General features: G+C 66.8%; 14 protein-coding genes and 1 pseudogene. 3 read left to right on the plus strand and 12 right to left on the minus strand.

Annotation, left to right across the window (positions count from 1 at the left end; translation table 11 throughout):
- The first annotated feature begins 70 nt into the window (after window positions 1–70).
- Window positions 71–1,270: a hypothetical protein gene (locus QFZ70_RS12825; protein WP_307096105.1), complete on the plus strand. Its 1,200-nt coding sequence runs from the start codon at window positions 71–73 to the stop codon at window positions 1,268–1,270.
- Window positions 1,271–1,305: 35 nt separating this feature from the next.
- Here the strand turns inward: QFZ70_RS12825 and QFZ70_RS12830 are convergent, their stop codons facing one another.
- Entirely contained in the window at window positions 1,306–2,547 is a 1,242-nt protein-coding gene (locus QFZ70_RS12830) for a S8 family serine peptidase (RefSeq protein WP_307096107.1), read from the minus strand.
- A 166-nt stretch (window positions 2,548–2,713) separates the two neighbouring features.
- Here QFZ70_RS12830 and QFZ70_RS12835 point away from each other — a divergent pair, with 166 nt between their 5' ends.
- A complete protein-coding gene (locus tag QFZ70_RS12835; RefSeq protein WP_307096109.1) occupies window positions 2,714–3,163 on the plus strand; it encodes a DUF4383 domain-containing protein in 450 nt (149 codons plus the stop codon).
- Window positions 3,164–3,263: 100 nt separating this feature from the next.
- Here QFZ70_RS12835 and QFZ70_RS12840 read toward each other — a convergent pair whose 3' ends face one another.
- The 11 genes and pseudogenes from QFZ70_RS12840 to QFZ70_RS19000 form a co-directional block, all read right to left on the minus strand.
- On the minus strand, window positions 3,264–5,033 hold the full coding sequence (locus QFZ70_RS12840; RefSeq protein WP_307097879.1) for a gamma-glutamyltransferase family protein: 1,770 nt from the start codon (window positions 5,031–5,033) through the stop codon (window positions 3,264–3,266).
- 193 nt (window positions 5,034–5,226) lie between these two features.
- On the minus strand, window positions 5,227–6,174 hold the full coding sequence (locus tag QFZ70_RS12845) for a lipid kinase (RefSeq protein ID WP_307096112.1): 948 nt from the start codon (window positions 6,172–6,174) through the stop codon (window positions 5,227–5,229).
- Between the two features lie 109 nt (window positions 6,175–6,283).
- A complete protein-coding gene (locus tag QFZ70_RS12850; RefSeq protein ID WP_307096113.1) occupies window positions 6,284–6,976 on the minus strand; it encodes an SDR family NAD(P)-dependent oxidoreductase in 693 nt (230 codons plus the stop codon).
- Window positions 6,969–8,231: an exo-alpha-sialidase gene (locus tag QFZ70_RS12855; RefSeq protein WP_307096115.1), complete on the minus strand. Its 1,263-nt coding sequence runs from the start codon at window positions 8,229–8,231 to the stop codon at window positions 6,969–6,971. The genes QFZ70_RS12850 and QFZ70_RS12855 overlap by 8 nt, the downstream gene beginning before the upstream one ends.
- A gap of 6 nt (window positions 8,232–8,237) precedes the next feature.
- Window positions 8,238–9,029: an HpcH/HpaI aldolase/citrate lyase family protein gene (locus QFZ70_RS12860; RefSeq protein WP_307096116.1), complete on the minus strand. Its 792-nt coding sequence runs from the start codon at window positions 9,027–9,029 to the stop codon at window positions 8,238–8,240.
- Window positions 9,030–9,072: 43 nt separating this feature from the next.
- Window positions 9,073–10,062, minus strand: a complete 990-nt coding sequence (locus tag QFZ70_RS12865; RefSeq protein ID WP_307096117.1) for an aldo/keto reductase — start codon at window positions 10,060–10,062, stop codon at window positions 9,073–9,075.
- Between the two features lie 43 nt (window positions 10,063–10,105).
- A complete protein-coding gene (locus tag QFZ70_RS12870) occupies window positions 10,106–10,936 on the minus strand; it encodes an ATP-binding cassette domain-containing protein (RefSeq protein ID WP_307096118.1) in 831 nt (276 codons plus the stop codon).
- Window positions 10,929–11,894, minus strand: a complete 966-nt coding sequence (locus tag QFZ70_RS12875) for an ABC transporter ATP-binding protein (protein ID WP_307096120.1) — start codon at window positions 11,892–11,894, stop codon at window positions 10,929–10,931. The genes QFZ70_RS12870 and QFZ70_RS12875 overlap by 8 nt, the downstream gene beginning before the upstream one ends.
- Window position 11,895: 1 nt before the next feature.
- A complete protein-coding gene (locus tag QFZ70_RS12880) occupies window positions 11,896–12,822 on the minus strand; it encodes an ABC transporter permease (RefSeq protein ID WP_307096122.1) in 927 nt (308 codons plus the stop codon).
- Window positions 12,819–13,754, minus strand: a complete 936-nt coding sequence (locus QFZ70_RS12885) for an ABC transporter permease (RefSeq protein ID WP_307096123.1) — start codon at window positions 13,752–13,754, stop codon at window positions 12,819–12,821. Before QFZ70_RS12885 ends, QFZ70_RS12880 begins: the two co-directional genes overlap by 4 nt.
- A gap of 3 nt (window positions 13,755–13,757) precedes the next feature.
- Window positions 13,758–15,333, minus strand: a pseudogene (locus QFZ70_RS19000) (ABC transporter substrate-binding protein).
- 187 nt (window positions 15,334–15,520) lie between these two features.
- On the opposite strand from QFZ70_RS19000, the gene pdxA reads away from it, so the two are divergent.
- Window positions 15,521–17,887 (plus strand): 4-hydroxythreonine-4-phosphate dehydrogenase PdxA, encoded by a 2,367-nt coding sequence (pdxA, locus tag QFZ70_RS12900; RefSeq protein ID WP_307096124.1) that lies wholly within the window; start codon window positions 15,521–15,523, stop codon window positions 17,885–17,887.
- Window positions 17,888–17,922 lie beyond the last annotated feature (35 nt).

Raw genomic sequence — 17,922 nt, forward strand, 5'->3', positions numbered from 1 at the left:
CGATTCAGGCCGACTGCGCGTCAACGGTACTTGCGGCTGAAGCGCCCGGCCAGTGATGATGGCGTAGCGCATGAGGCGCGACTGGCTTGGGGTGTGGGGTTCCCTTCGCTGGCGTTACCGCCCCGGAAAGCCTTCGTTGCTTCATTTTCCTTCCGCCAATTCGGCGGCGCACCATCCGTCCCCGAGCGACGTCGCACGGCTGCATGAACTGCTCGACGACGACGTCTGGGCGTTCAGCAATTGCCGGGTGGATGCACCAGGCAGGCCCGTGGCCGAGATCGACTGGTTCTTCTATAACACCCGGCTGGGGACACTCATGGTGAGCGAATGGAAGGGCTTCCCGCAACGTGTGGTCTCGGCGACCGATACCGGCACGCGGTGGCTGCTCGAGGGCGGCCTGATGGTTCCCAATCCCATAGAACAGGTATCGAAGCAGCTCGATGCGGCACGGGCCGCCCTTCGCATCAATATCCTCCCCCAGCACTTTCCTGCATTCGAGCCGCAGGAACTGCGGCTGACGCAGACCGTCTATTCGCCACAAATTGACGGTCAAACGGCGATAGAGCGGATCCGGTGGGGCAAGGTATACGGCGGACTTCCAGAACTGGCAGCCGCAATCTCAAACTGGGCCAGCCCGGCGCCGCTGCTCCTGCCTGGCACTGACGCGCGGCTTGGCCTGGCCAACGCGCTTTGCGCGCTGTTCCGCACCACCTGCCCGCCCGAAGTAAAGGCGAAGTTGAGCGTACCGCAGAAGGCAGGCTTCGACGTCGTACAGCGGATCAGCGAAATCCACCGTGAAATCGCCGCGCTGCACGGGGAACTTGCTGATCTTGTGTCGGCGCAGGCGGCCGCGGCCAGCAACTTTCCGCAAGCAGAACCAACACCGCAACCAAAGGTACAGCTACCAGCCGCAAAGCCTGCTGCCTCAAAGGCGGTAGCCACCAAGGCTTCTGTCATGACTGAACACCAGCGAATGCAGGCACACCTGGCGAGGAGCTTTCACGGGGTCAATGGAAGCGCTGACGCCGCCACGAAGGCACTAGAGCAGGCTTGGCTGTCGGTGCTCAATGACCCGCTACTGCACGGCCCGCCGGGGATCAGTGTTGGTATGTTTGGGGCCGTGGGATCGCCTCTGGTAAAAGAGAAACACGGTTCACTGGCCAAATTGCTCGGGATGCAGTTACGCAAGTGGTGCATCCTGCAGGCCGAAACCGCAGGCATGAAGCCGCGGGACGTTGCGGGTAAGCCGTCAAACATTCGGGTGCGCTGATACGGCCTCCAGCCGACCTTCACCCGAACGCCGTACTACCGGACGGCCTTGTCTGCGTTGACGCGGCCGTGGGCCCAGTAGGGTTCGCTGCCGGACTTCATCTCGGCGGTTGATTCGACGTTTGCTCGGACTGACGCGTTAGTGGCGCCGGCATGGGAACTCCAGGCAAGCGCAGCAACGCCGGCAACGATGGGTGCGGCCATCGAGGTGCCGCTGCCGACGTCGTAACCGAAGGAGCGGTTGTTCTGCCTGCCGATGACGAACTTGTGGTTGGGGAAGGTGGAGTAGACGTTGACCCCCGGTGCTGCGACATCCACCCAGCTGGCTCCGTAGGTGGAAAACGAGGCTTTGGCGTCGTTGTTGTCGGTAGCTCCGACGGCGATGACGTTGGTGTATGCGCCCGGATACACCTTGGTCTGGCTGTTCCCGTTGCCAGCCGCGGCAACGAGCACCACGCCCCTGCTCCAGGCGTTGTTTACGGCAGTTTCGAGAGTGAGTGACGCCCCCACGGCGAGGCTCATGTTGATGACCTTCGCGCCACTGTTGACCGCCCAGTTAATGCCGTTCGCAAGACCGGAACTGGACCCCATCCCGTTGTCGCTGAGAACTTTGCCAGCCAGGATGGTGCAGCCCGGGCAAACGCCGGCGACGCCGATTGAGTTGTCGGCCGTGGCGGCCACGATACCGGCGACGTGCGTGCCGTGGCCGTAATTGTCCTCATTGGTTCTCGAAGTGGTGAAGTTGGCGCGTGCAACAACCTTCGGGTCGATGTCTGGGTTGTCGGTAGCGACGCCTGAATCGAGGACGGCAACTCCTATCCCGTCGCCGGTTGAAACGGTCCACGCTTCGACGGCGTCCACGTCGGCGTCCGCTGTGCCCGCGTCAACAGTCAGGCTGTCCGCCGTGTTGGCAAATGCCTGGCCCTCGTTGTGCAGTGCGTATTGGCGGGAAAAATACTCGTCAGCTGTCGCTGCCTGAACAATCCTGTCCAGCTCCGCGTACTCAACCACCGGGTTTCGGTTCAACGCTTCGATGAGTTGTACTTCCTTGCCTGCCGGCACTTTGATGAGGTGGGCGCCGGTGCTGCCGATACTCGCACCCTCACTTAGGCCATGCTGGCGCAGAACGCCCGCAGCCGCCCGGTGGTCACGGAACTTCACCATGATCTGGCCCGCCACGTGTGACGGCTCCGCGGCGGCGTTGCCCGAGCCTGCAAAAGTAATTCCGCTGAGCATCATAAACGCCGACGCTAAACCCGCCATAAGTGCCTTTTTCATAGGGGTTATATTGCTCCGATCAACATCAGCTGGAAAGTGCCCGTGGATAAATTTTTGGCGGGCACCCATCCACAGTGCGATACAAAGCGAATAGCTGGCATAACCCTTTGGGCTTGCTGGCAAAACGAGCTTGTTCATAAACCCATATCGCATTCAGGAGATCACCTTGGCAACACACACGAGCACCGGAATGGCAACGCGCACCAACGTCCAGAAGGCATCGATGGCTGTCGGTGCCGTCTTCCTGCTGGTCGGCATCCTCGGCTTTGTTCCGGGAGTCACCGGCAACTACGACCAGCTGCACCTCGCCGGCCACCACTCCGAGGCCATGCTGCTGGGCCTCTTCCAGGTGTCTGCCCTGCACAACGTCGTCCACCTGCTCTTCGGCGTGGCCGGCATCGTCCTGGCGAAGACCGCGTCCGGAGCCCGCTCCTTCCTGCTCTACGGCGGCATCATCTACCTGGTGCTCTTCATCTACGGCCTGGTGATCCCCCAGGACACGGCCGGCAACTTCGTGCCGGTGAACGGCGCTGACAACATCCTGCACCTGCTGCTCGGCGTCGGCATGGTTGCCCTGGCACTCGTGCTCACCAGGGGCCACAAGGCACGCGCCTAAAGCAGTCACCGCGCTCTGCCGCCGGACCAAATGCACATGGCTCCGGGTCCAGCTTCGGCTGGGTCCGGGGCCATTGTCATGCGGAACGCTGTCCCCGCTCCTAGCGCCCCGCCGCGTAGCCCTGCGCGCCCCGGGGGTTGGCGGCGGCCTTCAGCACGCCTGTTTCCGGGTCACGCACCACTGCTGAAAGCCGGCCCAAAGCCCACTCCCCTGCCCGGGTAACCACGTGCCCGCGCCCTTCGAGCTCGGTGATCACGTCCTCGCCGAGGCGGTCTTCAACAACCGCTCCGCCCGGCGTCCAGGTGCGCGGCCAGAAGGATCCGGGGATGGACGTGGTGTGGAACGCGGGCGCGTCAATGGCCTGCTGCGGCTCATAGCCCCCCACGATCGTGCGGAGCAGGTACAGCAGCTGCCACTGATCCTGCTGGTCGCCTCCCGGCGAGCCGAGGGCAGCCACCGCCTTGCCGTCCTTCAGGACCAGCGTGGGAGTAAGCGTGGTGCGCGGCCGTTTGCCCGGGGCCAGGGTGGACGGGGCGTTGTCCTCGAGCCACGTCATCTGCAGCCGGGTGCCCAGACAGAAGCCAAGTTCCGGGATGGTAGGCGAAGACTGGAGCCAGCCCCCGGATGGAGTGGCCGACACCATGTTCCCCCACTGGTCCACGACGTCGAGGTGGCAGGTGTCCCCGCGCGTCTCCCCCGTGGGCAAAACGGTGGGCTCGCCAACGCCGGCGAAGGCAGGTTCGCCGCGTTCAGCGAGCGACGGCGGGAGGTACTGCGTGCGCAGCGGCGGAATGAAGGGCTCGTGGCCGGGCACCCGGCCGGGTCGGAACTCGTGCGAGGCCTGCTCGCCAATTAACCGCCGGCGCCCGGCCGCGTACTCCGGGCTCAACAGGTAATCCAACGGCACCGCGGCGTCGCCGTAGTACGCCTCCCGGTCAGCGATGGCCAGCTTTTGCGCCTCCAGGATGGTGTGGGCGCCGAGGGCTGTGGACGGGTCCAGATACTCGTCATCGAACCCGTCCAGGATCGCCAGTGTCTGGAGCAGCGCCGGGCCCTGCCCCCAGGGCCCGGTCTTGGCAATGATGTGGCCCCGGAATTCGATGGTGGCGGCGGGTTCGTAGCCTGCAGCGAATCCCGCGAAGTCCGCTTCCGTGATGACTCCTGCATGGTCCGTGCCGGAGGAGTGGCGGTGCGGCCCGGCGAGAAACGCGACGGCTGCCTTCGCGACGAAGCCCTCGCGCCACTCCAGCCGTGCGGCGTCGATCCGCGCTTCCCGGGATCCCGCCTCCTCCCCTGCTGCCGGCGAGCCGGCGGCGATGAGCCGCTCAAGGACGCCGGCATAGGCAGGGTTCTTCACGATGTCCCCGCCCGCTGGGACTCTCCCGTCGGGCATCCAGAGGGCGGCCGACGTCGGCCAATGCTCGGTAAAGAGCCCCGCCACGGAGGCTATGGTGCTGCAGACGCGGCCCAGGACCGGGTGGCCGTTGCGGGCGTAGCCGATGGCGAAGGACAGCACGTCCGCCAGCTCCCAGGTGCCGTGGTCGCGCAGGAGGAGCAGCCAGGCGTCGACGGCGGCCGGGACGGCGGCGGCGAGCGCACCGGCGCCGGGCACCAGTTCCTGCCCTTCAGCCAGGTAATGCTCCCGGGTTGCCGCCGCCGGAGCAGGGCCCTGCCCCATCAGCACCACCGGCTCAGAGGGGTTACCGGCGGTGACAAACACGCCCGTCATGTCCCCGCCCGGACCATTGAGGTGCGGTTCCACCACGTGCAGGACAAATGCTCCGGCGACGGCGGCGTCGAAGGCGTTCCCGCCCCGCTCCAGAACAGCCTGGGCGGATGCCGTGGCCAGCCAGTGGGTGGAGGCCGTCATCCCGAAAGTGCCCTGAAGGGTGGGGCGGGTGGTGAACGTCTGCGCTGTGGTGTAGGTCACCCTTGATTCTTTCGGCCGATGGCGCGAGGTCCAAGGCCGTTGCCCCGCGTGTCGCCGAACAGATTGCCGTGGAGGGGACACACAGGACATGAACAGCTGGGTTGCGGAACTTGTCCCAGCCGTAAACGCGTCCTTACCGGGAAGAGCTGCCCGGTCCGTCGAACAGTGCGCTGTTGCTGCCTTGGGGCACCACGACGTGAACCGCATTGCGCTGGATGGTGAAGTCGGCCGGCGTGATCGCGGCGATCTCGCCGTCGAGGTTCACCGACATCGGCGGCTCGGTGACCAGCCGGACACTACGGCTGGTCAGGTGGTACACCCGATCGTGCTTGACGAAACTTCCGTCCTTGAGCAGCCGGGCGATACTCACGTGGTCGCGGAGCGGCCCGGCGGGGATGGCGTAGATGTCCAGGGTGTGATCGTCAATCCCCGCCGTTGGGGAGACCATATTGCCGCCGCCGTAGTGCCGGCCGTTCCCGACGGCCACCTGAAGCAGGTTCTCGAGCTCCATCGGCTGGTGGTCCCCCTCCGGGAACTCGAGCCGGGCCCGGAACGGCTTGTGCCGGGCATAAGCGCGCAGGGTGGCAACGCCGTAGGCCAATGGCCCGATGACCCGTTTCAGGCGGGGGCTGAGGGCCTCAGTGACGCCCACCGACAAGCCAACGGAAGCGACGTTGAGGAATGGCTGACCGTTGGCCCGGCCGAGGTCGATGTCCACCACCTTCCCGTCGGCGATGGCAGCACACGCCTCGGCAAGATTATTCGGTATCTCAAGCGTTCGGGCGAGGTCATTGGCCGTTCCCAGCGGAAGAACGCCGAGCATGACGTCGCTGCCGGCAACCCGACCGGCGGCAAAGGACACCGTCCCGTCGCCGCCACCGACAACCACCAGGTCGTGCCCCTCCGCAACCACTTGGTCGAGCGTCCCGGCCAGCTCTGCCCCCGACAATACGCGGTGCACGGCGGAGATTGGCACGCCTGCCCTTCGCATCTGGTCCAACGCCAGTTCGTGTGCCGCACCCCGGCGCGATCCGGCGTTTATCACCACGGCAGCAGAGCGGGCCTCTCGGGCATCCTTCATGTGGGCCATGTTAGGGCGTTGCCCTGTGAATTCCTGCAAGCCCTCTCACCGTTCCTGCCCGGACGTGAGAGAGCGTTGGGGGAATAGGCGCATCAGGTGAGAGAGCGTCTTAGAGGGAGGCGCCTCCGCAGATGACGTAGTTCTGGCCCGTGATGGACTTCCCATGTGGGCCCACGAGGAACGCAGCCAGGGCGGCGACGTCGTCCGGGTCCACGAGGGCGCCGAGGGCAGGCATGCGCGCCGGGGTTGCTGCCCGGCCGGGGTCGTTCAGCATCGGGGTGTCGGTCGGCCCTGGGGAGAGCACGTTCACCGTGATTCCCCGCGGCGCGAGCTCCTGCGCCCACGTCCGCCCGAGACCCATCAGCGCAGCCTTCGTGGCCGCGTACTGGCTCTTGCCCGGCGACCCCGTGGAGGTGCGGCTGCCCAGCAAAACGATCCTGCCGCCGTCGGGCATGGTGGGCACCAAAGCGTTGGCCAGCACGCTGGCCGCCGCAACGTGCACGGTGAACATCGCCGCCAAAGCGGAAGGATCAAGCTCCCCCAGCGGCGCCGTGCGCTGGAAGCCGGCGGCATGGACCAAGGCATCCGCAGGCCGCAGCCCGGCAACGGCATCACTCAAGGATCCGGGCTCCGAAAGGTCAGCCCGCAGCCACTCGAACTTCCCGTCCAGCGACGTCTCGGTCCGGCTCAGCCCGGTCACGGCCCAACCGTCCGCCAGCAGGCTCCGGGTGATTGCCAAGCCGATTCCCGAACTGCACCCGGTGACTACCGCATGCTGCCCAGCCGGTGTTGACTCAGGCATTGATCGAGCCGTCCTCCAGGCCGCCCGGCGTCTGCGTGCCCTCGTACGCCCACTGCGGGTCCACGCGGACGAACTTGATGGCCTGCCGGAAGTACGTGTAGGCGATGTTCAACGAACCGTCCGGGCCCTGGTGGATGGACGGGTAGGAGTACTCGCGGTTGAGTCCGTCGCGGGAGTTATTGGACAGGCAATACCCGTCCCCCACGTCGAGGTTGCGCCGGATGGGCCAGGAACGCCCGGAGTCCTCGGAAATCGCAAGCGTCATCGGCGAGCGCGGCGTCCCCCAGAAGGCTTTGCGCGAACCATCATCAGAGGAAGCAGCGCCGGGCACCGGCTCAGCCAGCTGCCCCTGCTCCTCGGCCAGGCCGTCGTCGTCAATCTCGTCATAGAGCGAGAGGCGCCGTTCAGTGGAGGCCTCCGCGCGGCTGTGGTTGTACACGAGGGCCAGGCGGCCGTCGGCGAGCGCGGTGAACTGGATGGACGAGTTGTTGTTCGGCAGCTCAGTGGGAACGGGCTCGCTCCAGGTGGACCCATCGTCGGTGGAGCGGGATTCGTAGATCGAGTCCGCCCAGCGGCTGCGGAACAGGGCCAGCAGGGACCCGTCAGCCACGGGCTGGATGTTCATGTGGACGCAGCCGAGGCTGCCCGGCAGGACGTGTTCGGACCAGGTGGCGCCGGCGTCGTCGGAGATCATCACGGCGCTGTCGTCGCTGTTGCCCACCCACTTCTCCCCCGGGACAGTGATGCAGCGGAAGATCGGCACCATCAGGCGGCCGGACGGCAGCACCACCGGCAGCTGGCGGACAAACACACCGCCGGTTTCGTTCGCGGCAAACAGGGTTTCCACCTCGCCCCAGGTGCGGCCGCTGTCCGTGGAAATACGACGGCGGACCTCGGCGGTGTCCTGGTTGCCCGCCTTCTGCGCGGTGTACAGCAGCCACAACGCGCCATCAGCGTTGGTGAACAGGATGGGATTCTGCTCGGAGCGGGCCGAATCGTCCGAAAGCTGTTCCGGTGACGACCACTGGCTGCTGCCGGGCTCCAGGGCTGAGAACCAGATGGAGATGTCCGGCACGCCTTCCTGGGTGCCACCGAACCAGACGCAGCCCAGCCGGCCGTCCGGCAGGGTGAGCAGGTTGGCGGCGTGGCTTTGCACGGTGGGCGCCGGCAGGTAGGCGAAGTCGGCGCCGTCGGCCCGCTTCACGGCCCCGTCCGGGGTGATGGTGCTGTAGCTGTCAGTGGTGGTGTTCTGCATAAGAATTCAGACTTCCTTGGTTCCGGCTGCGGAGTTAGCGGCGTCGAGGTGGGACTTCGCGATCTGTTCCAGGTGTGTGAGGTCCGAGGCGATGGTGGTGAACGTGTAGCCCTGGGCCAGCCGCTGTGCTGCCACCGTCCCGGCGGGGGTGTGGATGCCGGCGGCGATCCCGGCGGAGGCGGCAGCCTCGGCGATGGTCTCCAGCGCGGCGTTGAACTCGGCTTCCACCTGGGGATCCCCCGGGAACGCCCCGCCTACGGCGATGCTGAGGTCCGACGGTCCCACGTAGATGCCGTCCAGGCCCGGGGTAGCGCAGATTTCCTTGACGTTGGCCAGCCCCTCGGGCGTCTCGATCATGGCGAACACCAGCGTGGTGCCGTTGGCGTCGGCAGGCTTCGGCCCAATCCGCAGGGCGGAGCGCATGGGCCCATAGGAGCGGCCGCCCATCGGCGGGTACTTCGCTGCGGCCACGGCGGCGGCGGCGTCCTCAGCGTTGTTGATGAGCGGCACGATGACGCCCACGGCCCCGGCATCGAGCGCCTTGCCGATCGCGGTGAAGTCGTTGGCCTCCACCCGGACCATGCCGACGGCGGTGTGCCCGGCGTCGATGGCCATCAACCCGTTCAGCACGCCGGAGTAGCCGAGCAGGCCGTGCTGCGCGTCCAGGGCAACGTAGTCGTAGCCGAGCCGGCCGATGCGTTCGGTGGCCACGGGTGCGTCCAGCACCGCCCAGTAGCCCACCGCCTGTTCACGGGCTCGGATCTTGCGGGCGAATTCGGTGGCCAGTTCGGAGGTCATCAGAGTCCTTCAGTCAGTTTCGGTTCAGTCGGTGAGGAGAGTGTCAGCGGTTGTAGGCGGGCATCGGCCCCCGCAACGAGGTGCCGACGGCGTCGCAGGCTTCCCCGACGTCGGCCGGCAGCGGCCCGTTGGCCACGGCGGCGATGTTGGCGCGGAGCTGTTCCACCTTGGACCCGCCCAGCAGCATCGAGACCACGCCGTCGCGGTAGGCCAGCCAGCGCAGGGACAGTTCGGCCAGCGTGACGCCGGCGCCGTCCGCGATCCGGGACAGTTCCTCGATGGCGTCGAACAACTGCCGGTCCCAGTACCGCTGCGTGTACATGGCGGCGAGCTTCGAGTCACCGTAGCGGCCCTCGGTGGGCTTCGCGTCGAAGCTGTGCTTGCCGGTGAGCAGGCCGCCGCCCAGCGGGTTGTAGACCATGGTGTGCACGTTGTGGGTGGCGGCGAACTCGAGGTACTCCTCCTCCAGGCGGCGCGCCACCAGGTTGTAGAGCTGCTGCGCGACGACGGGCTGCGGCGCCCCCACTTCGCGCGCCGTGTGGATCACGTCGGCGATCTGCCAGGCGGCGAAGTTGGACACTCCCAGCGCCCCGATCTTCCCCTCCGCAACCAGCTCGGCCACGGTCGAAAGGGTCTCACGCAGCGGCGTGGCCCGGTCCGGCTGGTGCAGGTAGAACAGGTCGATGCTGTCCACGCCCAGCCGGCGCAGGCTCCCCTCCACGCTGGCACGCAGCCCGGCCGGTGAGAGCGGCGTATTGGAGCCGTGGTCCGCATGGGGCATGCCGGCCTTGGATGCCAGGATGACGCCGTCGCGCTTTCCCTTCAGAAGCCGCGCGAGCATTTCCTCGGTGACACCCCCCACATAGGCGTTGGCGGTGTCGATGGTGGTGATGCCGGCGTCGAGCGCTTCCTCCACCATCCGCCCCGCAGTGGCCTCGTCGGCCGTGTCGCCGAACGTCATGGTCCCCAGGACCAGCCGGGAGATGGGAAGTTTCAGGCCGTCCACCTGGGCGCCTTCGGGCTGCTTGCTCATGCGTTGATTCCTCGTGGTTGCGTCATCGTCAGTAAGTAAAGGCTCAGGCCTGGTTGGCGAGGGCCAGGGAGCGGACCAGGTGCCGCGGCTTCAGGCCCGTCATGGTGGACGGGTCCAGCGCCGCGCGGCGAAGTTTGCGGGTGTAGTGCTCCTTGGGGGCGGTCAGGACGGACGCGGTGGTGCCGTGTTCCACCAGCTTGCCCTTCTGCATCACCATGACGCTATCGCTGATCTCCTGCACCACGCCAAGGTTGTGCGAGATAAACACGTACGTGATGCCGGTTTCGTCCTGGATGGACTTCAGCAGCCGCAGCACCTGCGCCTGCACGGACACGTCCAGGGCGCTGGTGGCTTCGTCGCAGACCAGCAGTTCGGGCTTGGATGCGAGCGCCCGGGCGATCCCGATGCGCTGGCGCTGGCCGCCGGAGAACTCACCCGGGTGCTTGTCCAGGGACCGGACCGGCAGGCCCACCTGGTCGATCAGTTTCGCGGCGGCCTTGTGCCGTTCCGCCTTGGACCGGACGCCCTGCAGCTTCAGCGGCTCGGCCACGATCTCCTGCGCCGTCATGTGCGGGTCCAGCGAGCCGTACGGGTCTTGGAACACCATCTGGAACTTGGAGCGCATGGGCCGCAGCTTGGCCTCACTCATGGAAGCGATGTCCGTGCCGTCCAGGTCGATCCGCCCGCTGGTGGGAGTCACCAGCCGCATCAGTGCCTTGGCGATGGTGGACTTGCCGCAGCCGGATTCACCCACGACGGCGATCGTTTTGCCTTTGTCCACGGAGAAGGAGACATCATCCACGGCACGGAAGGTGCCGCCCGGCACGTGGTAATCCACCACGAGGTTTTCGACGGCGAGGAACGGCTTACTCATGGCTTGCTCCGGTCTGCGTGAGGGCTGGGTCAGTGGTGGTGGCCGTGCTGCCAGTGGCGGAAGCGCCGGCGGCGGGTGTGCCGGCGGAACGACGGCCAGCAGCGGGGGTGGCGGCAGGAGTTTCGTCCCACGGCCCCAGCACCGGCACGGCGGCCAGCAGGTCCCGCGTGTACTCGGTGGCGGGGTTGTCCACGATCTGCTGGACGTCGCCGGACTCCACAAACGAGCCGTCCTTCATCACGTGGATGCGGTCCGAGATCAGCCGGGCCACGCCGAGGTCGTGCGTGATCATCAGGATGCCGATGCCGCGCTGCTCCTGCAGTTCCAGCAGCAGGTCCAGGATCCCGCCCTGCACGGTGACGTCAAGGGCCGACGTCGGCTCATCCGCCACCAGCAGCTGCGGCTCGCTGGCCAGGGCGATGGCGATCAGGACACGCTGCAGCATGCCGCCGGAGAGCTGGTGGGGGTACTTCTTCAGCTGCTTCTCCGGGGTGGGAATGTGCACCTGCTCCAGCAGCCGGATGGCCCTGGCCTGCAGCGCACCTTTGTCCTTGGCGGAGGCGGCACCGGCAATCCGGATGGCCTCGAACAGCTGTTTCCCGATCGAGTGGACCGGGCTCAGCGCCGTCATGGGGTCCTGCGGGATCAGTGCGAGGGTCTTGCCGCGCACCTTGTTGATGGCCTTGGGGTCGGCGCTGATGTCGACGCCGTCGATCATCACGGTGCCGGAAAGTACCGCCAGGTCCTCGGGCAGCAGGCGGAGGATGCCCATCGCCGTGGTGGACTTGCCGGAGCCGGACTCACCGATGATGGTGACCGTCTCGCCCCGGTGGATGCTGAAGCTGACGGAGTCCACGGCGCGGATGATGCCGCCGGCGGTGATCAGTTCCACCTGGAAGTCGCGGACCTCGAGGAGCGGCTGCTCGCTGAAGGCAGGGGTAGCGGGTTGTGCGGTCATGTCAGGCACCCTTCTTCTTGCGGCGGGGACGGTCGCGGAGGCCGTCGCCCAGCAGGTTCACGCCCACCACCATGAGCACGATCACCAGGCCGGGCAGGGTAACCATCCACCAGGAGGTGGTGATGTAGTCCTGGCCGTCGGAGATGATGCGGCCCCAGGTGGCGAAGGGGCGCTGCGGGCCGGCGCCGAGGAAGCTGAGCGCGGACTCGAGCAGCACGGCCTGGGCCAGCAGGAGCAGGACCACCAGGGTGGCCTGCTTGATGACGTTGGGGATGATGTGCTGGATCAGGATCTGGATCTTGTGCAGGCCCAGGATGCGGGCGGCGGAGACGTACGGCTTTTCGCGTTCCACCAGCACCATGGACCGGGTGAGGCGGGCCACTTCGGGCCATTGGGCGATGGCGATCACGAAGGTGATCACCGGGATGGAGGGGCCGAACAGGGCCACCACCAGCAGCAGCATCATGAGCAGCGGCAGGGACATCTGTGCCTCAAGGACGCGGGAGACAACTGTGTCCACCCAGCCGCCGAAGTAACCGGCGGCCGCGCCGAGGATGATGCCGATGGCGCCGGAGACCAGCACTGCCAGCAGGCCGATGGTCAGCGAGACCTGGCCGCCGTGCAGGACGCGGGAGAGGAGGTCGCGGCCCAGCTGGTCGGTTCCGAACAGGTGCCCGTCCGTGAACGGCGGCAGGCGGCGGGCGCCGAGGTCCTGGAAGTTGGCGTCCGGCAGCGGGAGCACCTGGGCCAGGATGATGGGGATGATCACCAGCAGGGTGCAGATGGTGCCCACGATGAGCTTCCACTTGGCGGCATTACGACGGCGGGTGGCGCCTGCCTTGGCGATGTCCGCCTTGGTGACGGCGCTGGGGCTGGGCTGCCGGGCGGGCTGCCCGGCAGCAGCGGGGGTTGCGGTGTCGAGGCTCATGCTGTTGCCGCCTTTCCAAGACGAACGCGGGGATCAAGAAGCGGGTAGGCGACGTCGATGAGCAGCTGGACGCCCACCGCCAGGAGCGCGGTGAGGAGGACCGTGGCCTGGATGAGGGGGTAGTCGCGGGTTTCGAGGGCACGGACGATCAGGGAGCCGACGCCGGGCCAGGCGAACACCACCTCGACGACGACCACACCGTTGAGCATTGCGGCGAACCGGGTGCCGAGGGCGGTGAAGACGGGGATGGCGGAGTTACCCATGGCGTAGCGCCAGGTGAGCACCGAGTTCCGGACGCCGCGGGAGCGGGCCACGGTGAGGTATGGGGCGGCGAAGTTGGCGGTCATTTCCCGCCGGACCATCCGGGAGATCAACGCGATCTGCAGGATGGCGATGGTGATGGTGGGCAGGACCAGCCCGCCCCAGGTGGCGAAGCCGGAGGCCGGGAAGATCGGAATCAGGACGGCGAAGCCGGTGAGGAGCATGATGCCGGTCCAGAAGTCGGGCATGGACTGCCCGGCGATGGTCAGCACGTTCACGCCGAGTTCCTGGCCGGTGTCCGGGCGGCGGGACATCCACACGCCGAGCGGGATGGCCACCACTGCGGTGAGCAGGATCGCGGCGGTAGCGAGGGTCAGCGTGTAGGGCATCCGCTCGGCCACCACCTGCATGGCGGGAGCCTGGAACGAGTAGGACTGGCCCAGGTTGCCGGTGAACAGCTGCTGCAGGAAGATCCAGTACTGCTCGAGCACTGGCCGGTCCAGGCCAAACTGCTCCCGGACCGCGGCGAGCTGTTCGGAGGTGGCCAGCGGGCCGGCGTAGGAGACGGCGGGATCGCCGGGAGCCATGCGGATCAGGATGAACACGGTGGACACCGTGAGGAACACGGTCAGCAGGCCTTGTCCCAGGCGTTTCAGGATGTAGTTCGTCATGGCTTAGGCCTCCAGCCGGACATCAACGAGGGGGTAGGAGTTGGTGGGCGCCAGGTTGACGTTGGACACCCGCTCCCGGTGGGCGAGGACGGACTTGGGCACGAACGCCCAGGCGCAGGGCCAGGTGTCCCACACGGCCTGCTGTGCGTCGTTCAGCAGTTCGGTGCGGCGGGCCGGGTCCGCCTCGGCGGAGGCGGCCTGGATCTTGGCGGTCACCTCGGGGATCACGTACCCCTGGTAGGTATCGCGGGTGGCTTCCTTCTCCGGGGTGCCGGAATACATGCCCTGCAGCATGGTGATGGCCAGGCCGGTGGGGCTGGGGTAGCCGTTGCCCAGCAGGTCCCAGTCCCCCTGTTTGCCCTGGCGCCAGGCGAGGATGTTGCCGCCGGGTTCGAACTGCTGCAGCTCGGCCTTCACGCCGATGTTGCCGAACATTTCCACCAGGGCTTCCATCACGGAGGTGTCGGAGGCGAACTCGCCGGTTTCCCAGATGATCTTGATGGTGAGGTCCTTGACGCCGAGTTCCGCGAGGGTGGCCTTGGCCTTTTCCGGATCGAAAATGTACTCGCCGGTCTTGTGGTAGCCGGTGAGGCTGGACGGGGTGACGCCTTCGGCCTGGGTGACGGAGTCCACCAGGACGTCGCGTACCAGCGCCTCGCCGTCGATCGCCATGCTCAGCGCCTGGCGGACGCGGGGATCGGCCAGCGGGTGGCCGGCGGGCTTGCGGAAGTTGAAGAAGATCTGGTTCAGGCGGAGGCTGGACGCTTCCTGGAGTTCGACGCCCGGGAAGGCCGGCGAGCTGTTCGCGGGAGTCGGGCGTGATGGAGTCGATGACGTCCACCTCGCCGCTGCGCAGGGCGATGACGCGGCTGGATTCCTCGGGGAGGAACCGGACTTCCACGTTGTCCACCTCCGGGGCCGGGCCCCAGTAGTTCTCGTTGCGTTTCAGGCTGTAGGTGCCGGCGCCGCGGTTGAACTTGGTGACCACGTACGGGCCGGTGCCCACGCCTTCCTGCAGTTCCTCCGGCTTGTTCTGCGCGGCGGGGGTAATCAGGATCATGCTCATGAGCGAGTCCAGGATGGGGATGGGCTTGGTGGACACCATCTTGAAGGTGCGCTCGTCCACGGGAACCACGGTGGGGAATTCGGGGAAGAAGCCGGCCACGAAGGAGCCCTGCACCTGCTGGTACATCTTCAGGGCGGTGGAGATGTCCTCCACCTGCACGGGGCTGTTGTCCGAGTAGCGGATGCCGTCACGAAGGGTGACGGTCCATTCGGTGGGGCCGGTCATCTCGAAGCGCTCGGCCAGGACCAGCACGGGCTTGGTTTCGGGACCGATGGCGGTGAGGCCCTGGCGGACGGCACGCTGGACGGTGACGGCGGCGTCAAACTGGTTGAGCTTGTTGTCCAGGCTGACCAGCGAACGGTTGAGGGCCAGGGTCAGGGTGCTGGGTCCCGGCAGGCCGGTGGGGCCGGCGCAACCGGCGAGGCTGCCGGTGCCGAGCAGGAACCCGGCCGCCACACCGAACTGCAGCAGGCGTCGGCGGGAGATGTCACTTCCTTGAGGAAGAACGGTCATCGTTGACCTCTCGGTAGAACGTGGACGGCCTGCCAGTTGGCTGCGCCGAATGTTGTGTCCATCACTTTGCCACTCCTGCGCAAATTGCGCAACCCCTCTAGCGTGATTCGCGCAGTCGTGTCATGATGATTGAAAGCATCCGCTCCTGAGGCGGGGTTTCCGCCACCAACGACGCGAGAGGAGCAATGTGGCTTCCGTATTTGTGCAGGCCGACGATTTCTCCGGTGCCGCCGAGGTTGGCTGCTGCTTTGTGCAGCATGGGCTTTCCACCCAGGTTCTGCTGGGAACGCACGACGGCGATGCCTCCTTCGCGGGGTCCGTCACGGACGTGGTGGTCACCGATACGCATTCCCGCGGGCTTGCTGAGTCGGCTGCGGAAGCACTGGCAAAGGAAGCCTTCTCCGGCCCTGCAGCTTCGGGTGCACCGGTGTCCTTCAAGAAGATCGACTCACTGTGGCGCGGGAATGTGCGCCCCGAAGTGGCTGCCCTGACTGCCTCGGGATTCCACGCCGTTGTTGCGGGGGCGCTCCCCCAGCTGCAGCGGTCAGTACGGAACGGCCAGCCGCTGGTTGCCGGCACTCCCCTGGCGCAGACGGACCTGTGGCAGGCGGAGCTTTCGGCACCGCCTACTGACATCCCTTCCCTCCTTAACCCGGGGGACCCGGCCTCGGTGCAGACACTGAGCCTGGCGCAGGTCCGCTCCGGTGAACTTGCCGCCGTACTGGCCGGGTTGCTGCACGGCGACCAGCCACAGCTGGTGGTTGCCGACGGCCAAACGGTCCAGGACCTGGAGTCCGTGGTGGACGCCCTGCTGGAGCTTGGCTTCAGCTCCGGCGGCCGCCGCATCGTGCTGGTTGGTACCGGCGGAACCGCGGACGTCCTTGCGCAGCAACTCGCTGCCAAACTTGCGCGAAGTGCGCAAAGTGGTGCAAATACTCAAGCAACCACGGTGAAACCGCAGGCAGCCGCCAAGCCGGTGCTCGCCGTCGTCGGTTCCGCTTCCGGAACCGCGCAGGCGCAGCTGGCCCGGCTGGAAGCACACGGCTTCGACTTGATACGGCTGCACCCGCAGTACGCCGGCGCCACCGGAGCCTACGAACCACAACTGCAGGAAACCAGGCTGGCCCTGGCCGCAGGCACCAACGTGGCCGTCACCCTGGCCGCAGGAAAAGTGGATCCGGCGCGGGCAGCCAGCATTGTGCAGGCCCTGTCCTCCTTCGCTGCCCAGGCAGCACAGGGGCTGGAAGCAGACCTTATCCTCACCGGCGGCGAGACTGCCCGGGAAGTCCTGGACGCCGTCGGCCTCCACACTCTGGTGCCGCTCGCGGCCGTGCAGCACGGGGCGGTACTCAGCCGCGCCGACGACGGAACGCTGGTGGGCACCAAGCCCGGCAGCTTCGGCGATGACCTCGCCCTTGAACAGCTTTACCGCCAAATCCGGGAGCGCCGCGGCCAATCCGCACAGGCTCCCGCCACCACCCTTCCCAGCAAGACTTCCGAACGATCTGGAGCAGAAATGACAACCGCCGCAACGAGCAAGACCGAGCAGAACTCCCTCCCCATCGTGGCCGTCACCATGGGCGACGGCGCCGGCGTGGGTCCGGAGGTGGTGGTGGCCGCCGTGCTGGATCCGCAAAGCAACGCCGAGTGCCGGCCCGTGGTGATCGGCGACGCGCTGCGCCTGCGCCAGGCCGCGGACGTCCTGGGCATCGAGGCGGACATCCAAACCATCGAAAGCGTGGAGGACGCGGTGTTCACGCCGGGCCGGGTGAACGTGATCGATCTGGCGCTGCTGCCCGAGGACCTGGCGTGGGGCCAGCTCTCCCCCGTGGCCGGGCACGCCGCGTACGAGTACATCCGGGTGGCCAGCGAGCTGGCGATGGCCGGGACCGTGCAGGCCATATGCACCGCGCCGCTGAACAAGGAGGCGCTGCACGCCGCCGGGCACATCTTCCCCGGGCACACCGAGCTGCTGGCGCAGCTGACGGGCACGGAGGAAGTGTCCATGATGCTCTCCACCCCCAAGATCCGGGTCATCCACGTGACCACTCATATCGGGCTGATGGATGCCATCCGCAAGATCAACCCGGACCTGGTGGAGCGCACCATCCGCCGCGGCCATGAGGCGCTGGTCCGCGCGGGCGTCCCGAACCCGAAGATCGGCGTCTGCGCCATTAACCCGCACGCCGGCGAGAACGGTTTGTTCGGCCAGGGCGAGGAAGCGGAGAAGATCGAACCGGGTGTGAAGGCCGCGCAGGCTGACGGGATCGACGTCACCGGCCCGCTGCCCGCGGACACCCTGTTCTTCCTGGCCGGCCGCGGCGATTACGACCTGGTGGTGGCCATGTACCACGACCAGGGCCACGGCCCGGTGAAGGTCCTCGGCATCGAGGCAGGCGTGAACATCACGGTGGGCCTGCCGGTGATTCGCACGTCGGTTGACCACGGCACCGCCTTCGACATCGCCGGCAAGGCGATCGCGGATCCGCGGTCCATGGTTGAGGCCCTGCACCAGGCGGCGGAGATGGCCACGCGGCCTTCCGTGGCCGTATAGCGTCGGTTTTCCGGGGGCGGAACTAGCATGGTTAC

Source organism: Arthrobacter sp. V1I9 (assembly GCF_030817075.1).
GTDB lineage: Bacteria > Actinomycetota > Actinomycetes > Actinomycetales > Micrococcaceae > Arthrobacter.